The 4,915-nt window shown below is 38.7% G+C and carries 4 protein-coding genes, 3 tRNA genes and 1 pseudogene; 3 read left to right on the forward strand and 5 right to left on the reverse strand.

The genetic code is table 11. The features are described 5' to 3' along the window. Together F1544_RS27005 and folD are read right to left on the reverse strand one after the other, a co-directional pair. On the reverse strand, positions 1–675 hold the full coding sequence (locus tag F1544_RS27005; protein WP_167588526.1) for a 50S ribosomal protein L11 methyltransferase: 675 nt from the start codon (positions 673–675) through the stop codon (positions 1–3). A 55-nt stretch (positions 676–730) separates the two neighbouring features. Then, positions 731–1,579, reverse strand: coding sequence for a bifunctional methylenetetrahydrofolate dehydrogenase/methenyltetrahydrofolate cyclohydrolase FolD (gene folD / locus F1544_RS27010; protein ID WP_004956122.1), 849 nt, complete (start codon positions 1,577–1,579; stop codon positions 731–733). Between the two features lie 152 nt (positions 1,580–1,731). Between folD and F1544_RS27015 the strand changes: the two genes are divergently transcribed. Then, positions 1,732–1,805, forward strand: a tRNA-Cys gene (locus F1544_RS27015). 8 nt (positions 1,806–1,813) lie between these two features. After that, positions 1,814–1,899: transfer RNA gene (locus F1544_RS27020), tRNA-Leu, on the forward strand. A gap of 120 nt (positions 1,900–2,019) precedes the next feature. Here F1544_RS27020 and F1544_RS27025 read toward each other — a convergent pair. Further along, positions 2,020–3,780: an alkaline phosphatase D family protein gene (locus F1544_RS27025; protein WP_151805583.1), complete on the reverse strand. Its 1,761-nt coding sequence runs from the start codon at positions 3,778–3,780 to the stop codon at positions 2,020–2,022. A 208-nt stretch (positions 3,781–3,988) separates the two neighbouring features. Here F1544_RS27025 and F1544_RS27030 point away from each other — a divergent pair. Beyond that, positions 3,989–4,074, forward strand: a tRNA-Leu gene (locus tag F1544_RS27030). Positions 4,075–4,208: 134 nt separating this feature from the next. Here F1544_RS27030 and pgaD read toward each other — a convergent pair. Both pgaD and F1544_RS27040 read right to left on the reverse strand, forming a co-directional pair. Continuing rightward, on the reverse strand, positions 4,209–4,625 hold the full coding sequence (gene pgaD / locus F1544_RS27035; protein ID WP_004963395.1) for a poly-beta-1,6-N-acetyl-D-glucosamine biosynthesis protein PgaD: 417 nt from the start codon (positions 4,623–4,625) through the stop codon (positions 4,209–4,211). Positions 4,626–4,657: 32 nt separating this feature from the next. Further along, positions 4,658–4,915 (reverse strand): annotated as a pseudogene (locus F1544_RS27040) (poly-beta-1,6 N-acetyl-D-glucosamine synthase); the annotation flags it as partial.

Genomic DNA, 4,915 nt, shown 5'->3' on the forward strand with positions numbered 1-4,915 from the left:
CTATTGAGGATGTGTACGATAAAAACTTACATTTCGAAATTCTTTGGCTTCATCTAAATCGGGCCAAGTCGTTGCACTTCTTTCATCTATTTTCAAATATTGCGGATGGCTAAAATTTTTCACACGACTATCCGCCACCCATACTTCAGGTGCGAACTTCAAAAACTCATCTAAAAAGAAACGATTACACTGATCATAAAGTACATCAGCGGCAAGTAAGACATCGACCTGTTCAGATTTGTATAAATCATCTAAATATTCAAGTTCTACATTATTGAGTAATGCATTTTCACGACATGACTCCAAGCTTACTTGGTCAATATCACAGCAAATAACACGTTTTGCACCAGCCATTTTTGCTGCTATTGCAACCACACCTGAGCCTGCACCAAAATCCAATACCACCTTATCTTTTACATGATGTGGTTCAGCGAGTAGCCATTGCGCCATCGCCAACTCTGAAGCCCAGCAAAAAATCCAATAAGGAGTTTCATTCCAAATACGACGAATCACCTCATCATCTAAACGATCAGTTGGAAATACAGGAGGAATTAGCCACAATGAAATTGGGGTTTCAGGTAACTGCTGTGCCAATAAATCAGTGTTTGGAATAACTTCATGTAAGGCTTTAAGCAATTGATCAGGTGCTTTCGCAAATTGAAATGTACAGCTCATATTTCTTAAATTCTTGAAAAAAGCCCCTCTATTTAGAAGGGCTTAAAGTGGATATTTAACCTAAAGCTTTTTCAGCAGCTTCAACTGTTTGACGAATCAAAGTCGTGATCGTCATAGGTCCTACACCACCTGGGACTGGTGTATAAGCTGATGCAACATCTTCAATACCCACTAATTGGATATCACCCACACCACCGCCATCACGTGGATGGAAACCAGCATCAACGACAACAGCACCTTGTTTGATCCAATCTTTCTGAATTAATTCAGCCTTACCTACTGCACCCACAATAATATCGGCTTGCTTCACTAACTCAGGAAGGTTTTGAGTACGTGAATGACAAATCGTCACGGTAGCATTGGCTTGTAATAGCATCATTGCCATTGGTTTACCTAAAATTGCTGAACGACCAACAACAACGGCATGCTTACCTGCAATTTCAATCTTGTTTTCTTTTAAAATCGTCATGATACCCGCTGGAGTTGCTGAACCATACGCGGCTTCGCCCATTGACATACGACCAAAACCAAGACAAGTCACACCATCCACATCTTTTTCGAGTGAAATCGCATCGAAACATGCTCTTTCATCAATTTGTTCAGGTACTGGATGTTGAAGCAAAATACCGTGCACATCAGGATTTGCATTTAATTTTTCAATTTCAGCAAGTAATTGTTCAGTTGTCGTTTCTTTTGGCAGTTCAACCTTTAGAGAATCCATGCCTACACGGCGGCAAGCATTTCCTTTCATACGCACATAAGTTGCAGATGCACCATCATCACCAACTAAAATTGTTGCCAAAATTGGGGTACGACCCGATTTTGCTTTTAATGCTTCTACACGTACCAACAAATCAGCTTCGATTTGTGTTGCCAATGCACGACCGTCTAAAACCAATGCCACAGCGCATCTCCAAAGTGGGTATGAATCAATAATGCAAATAATACATGATAATTTAGCCAATATTCTTTTAGATGTTGTTTTTATGTGCATATTCACCGCAAACACTATTGTTTTTTTTTTAAAGATTGCTAATATGTGCATCACCAAGAGATGGCGGGGTGGCAGAGTGGTCATGCAGCGGACTGCAACTCCGTGTACGCCGGTTCGATTCCGACCTCCGCCTCCATTGGTAAAGCCCGAGTGGTGAAATCGGTAGACACAGGGGATTTAAAATCCCCCGCCCACAAAGCGTGCCAGTTCGAGTCTGGCCTCGGGCACCATCCTTCAACTACTGAAGTTTGGTGCAGTAAAAATCCAGCGTAAGCTGGTTTTTTTATGTCTAAAATTTGATGTTTTATAAAAAGCCAAGCTTTAGATACTTGGCTTTTTTGATTTAAAAATTATGCAACTTGCTGAGCTGTCTGAATGGGCAATAAATTGACATCTAAATTAAGTTGGTGCTGTCGACTTTCATCAACGGAATAGTTTGCTTGCTTAATAGAATCAACAAAAATCCACTTCGACTGTACCTGTAACTGATCAAATTCAACCACCAAATAACCACGTTGATTCAAATTACAATAATTCAATTCATCAATTAGAGTCTTGAATGCAAATTCAAATTGTTGCAATTGTGCCAAAGGAATGTTGAGGTATTTTTCCAATCCTGGTGAAGATACTGAACTGGTAGCTAACTCTACTCCAACGAATGCCCCATCTTTACTGTATAAATTTGAAGACCAAGCATTGTGTGTATCACCCGCCAAGACCACGATTTTCTTTTTCAACTGCGCTAATGTGCCATACAAAATCTCGCGTTCAGTGAAATAACCATCCCAAGCGTCTAAATTATACGGTGCAGTCGTAAGTACACGCGCTTTCTCTTGTTGAGTAAGTGTTGGATCATTATTTTGTAGTCGAACTTTTAGCGTTACCAGTTCAGTAATTTGCGTATTCATTTTTGTGAGTGTTTCAGCTGTTGGATTGCCTGAAGTTATTTCAGCCAAAGAAAGTAACAACTCAGCAGGAATAAACATTTTAGACATTAAAATTTGCTGTCCCAAAACATTCCAAGTTGCATTTGATTGCTGTAATTTGCCTAATACCCAATCACGTTGTTCAAACCCCATCAAAGTACGCGTTGGACTAGTAAGATCAGCTTGAAACTTTGCAACGTCTATGCCTGTCGCAGTTAAATAATTTGCATAATCTAATTGTTGATCTCGAGCAATAATACGGGTGTCCAACATAGTCAATTGAACAAGATTACCAAAATCGAATTGGCGATAAATCTTTACATGCTGATCATCTACAGGACGAATTGGCATCCATTCGAAATATGCCTGTAAGGCAGCCAACTTACGCTCAAGGAACGAACCTTCATTTTCTTGATGATTTTCAGCACCATTTTTCCAAGTATCATTCGTCAACTCATGGTCATCCCAAATCACGATAAATGGATGGCGTTGATGTGCAGCTTGTAAGTCCTGATCTTTTCGATATAGTGCATATCGCTTTCGGTAATCATCTAATTTAATAATTTCTTTATTGTTATCTGCCGCTAAAGTACGACCAAGTTTTGCAGCATCTTCAGTGGCATATCCATCAGCACCATACTCATAAATATAGTCACCTAAATGAATCACCACATCTACATTTTGCTTTGCAATTTCACGATATACATAAAAATATCCCGCTGGATAATTTGAGCATGAACATACTGCAAAACTAACTTTAGATGTGCTTAGGGGTAACGTTTTGGTCTGACCTATTGGAGAAATCTTATTTCCAAAAATAAACCGATAATAATAACTTGTATCAGCCCGAAGTCCCGTTGCATCCACTTTCACCGTAAAATCTTGTGATGCTGATGTAGTCACTTTGTCTGTTTTAATGATTTGTTTAAACTGTTGATCTAATGCAAGCTCCCATGTCACTTGTAAACGTGCACTGGTTTCATTTGGTGTTAAACGCGTCCATAAAATAACGCGATCTTGCAACGGATCACCACTCGCAACACCATGTTCAAAACTCACCTTTAAACTAGAAGTTTCATGATCTGAACTATCATTACAACCTGTCATTCCCACAGTGAGTGATAATGCACCCAAACCGAATAAACTTTTTTGAATGAGTTCCCGTCGTGAAATATTTACAGTCATTTAAGTACTACCTTATTTTTATCACCTTAAATGCTTAAACCTAATCAGCTAATATGAACAAATGATCTCAATTTTGTGAAAGAACTATGAAAAATACATAGCACATGATTATTTTTTATAGGTTAAAAACATGTTTTGATTGAAAATAAAGCAAATAGTTGATTTTACTCTTGCCAAGATTTAAAGCCTCCACTATTATTGCGCACATGCCCGAGTGGTGAAATCGGTAGACACAGGGGATTTAAAATCCCCCGCCCACAAAGCGTGCCAGTTCGAGTCTGGCCTCGGGCACCATCCTTCAACTACTGAAGTTTGGTGCAGTAAAAAAATCCAGCGTATGCTGGTTTTTTTATGCCTAAAATTTATAAAATAAAAAAAAATACCTCAGTCGAAACTAAGGTATCTAATAAATCTATTAGAATTGAATGTTATTCCACTCGGATGATTTTACCATTCTCATCGTGGTGAACGATTGAGATCTTTTGCTGGCGACCAGAAGATATTTCTTGTTCTGATAGTTCAAAATAGCGAGCAAAATCCGAGATTCGCTTTTCAACAGTTTGCCTTTCACTCACTGATTTAGAAGGCAATAAACCCCATAACATGAGTATGACAGCGCAAAAAATTAATGCGATTACACCATGTTCAATACCATTACTAAATCCTGACATTAAACGCTGTGCTAGATGGGTTTTCTGAATTTCAATCAATACCCAAACTAAAACGAATGGACGCCATAATAATAACCAGCCTGCCCACATCATCGCTGTTGTTGTGGTCGAAAAATAGCGTTTATGCCATGGGAGTTGGCGACGTAAATCAATAATCAAGCTATTTACTTTCATTTCACTATACTCTGTAAGATTAGACTTACAACTTAACGAATACCACGATCAGGACTAATCCAACGTGCACGTTTTTCCTGTCCACGAAGCAGTACTTTTGGGAAGGCGACGATTGTAGCAGTAATCGTAATTAACCAAAATACAAAGGGATACCAAATCATCCAGTAGTAATTTTTACCCAAGTTTGGTTCATAACGACTATCCATCCATTTGCTTAAAGCAAACTGAATTAAACAGGTTGCCCCTAATAAAATCCCACTTCCGTAAGGCAAAAATGGCGAACTTACAAT

Source organism: Kineococcus rubinsiae (assembly GCF_011839805.1).
In the GTDB taxonomy this organism is placed as follows: domain Bacteria; phylum Actinomycetota; class Actinomycetes; order Actinomycetales; family Kineococcaceae; genus Kineococcus; species Kineococcus rubinsiae.